The organism is Rhodococcus sp. EPR-147 (genome assembly GCF_001647185.1).
Taxonomy (GTDB): Bacteria; Actinomycetota; Actinomycetes; order Mycobacteriales; family Mycobacteriaceae; genus Rhodococcoides.
Genome location: NZ_LVCU01000056.1, coordinates 1 through 602 on the forward strand (window position 1 = coordinate 1; position 602 = coordinate 602).

Annotated in this window: 1 protein-coding gene and 1 pseudogene; both read right to left on the reverse strand. The window is 62.3% G+C overall.

The features are described from left to right. Window positions 1-93: pseudogene (locus tag A2J02_RS02350) on the reverse strand (50S ribosomal protein L11); the annotation flags it as partial. Window positions 94-157: 64 nt separating this feature from the next. After that, window positions 158-602: transcription termination/antitermination protein NusG (gene nusG / locus A2J02_RS02355; protein ID WP_068046256.1), on the reverse strand; the 445-nt coding region annotated here is incomplete at its 5' end.

Sequence of the window (602 nt, forward strand, 5' to 3'; positions counted from 1 at the left end):
CAATGCGGGGCCGACGGGCGGTGCCGGGTTGGCGGCACCGGCCTGGATCTGAAGCTTGATGATCCCGGCTAGCTTCTTCTTCTTCGGGGGCATTTCTTTTTCCTTGTATTCGCTCGGGTTTCTTGCGGTTGCTACTGCAAGTCTGTGCGCGCGGCTTCTAGATCTTGGAGACCTGGGTGAAGCCGAGCTCGACCGGGGTTTCACGGCCGAAGATCGATACCAACACCTTGAGCTTCTGCTGCTCTGCGTTGACCTCGCTGATGCTGGCGGGGAGAGTCGCGAACGGGCCGTCCATGACGGTGACCGACTCGCCGACCTCGAAGTCGACCTCGATGGTCGGCTTCGACGTGGTGTCGCCGCTCTGGTCGCTTGCGCCTGCGGTCGCTTTCGCGTCCTTCTTGGCACCTTCCTGCGGCATGAGGAACTTGACGACTTCGTTGATGGTCAACGGTGACGGACGCGACGTCGCACCGACGAATCCGGTGACGCCGGGGGTGTTGCGCACCGCGCCCCAGGACTCGTCGTTGAGTTCCATGCGGACCAGGATGTAGCCGGGCAGAACCTTGCGGTTGACCTGCTTGCGCTGGCCGTTCTTGATCTCG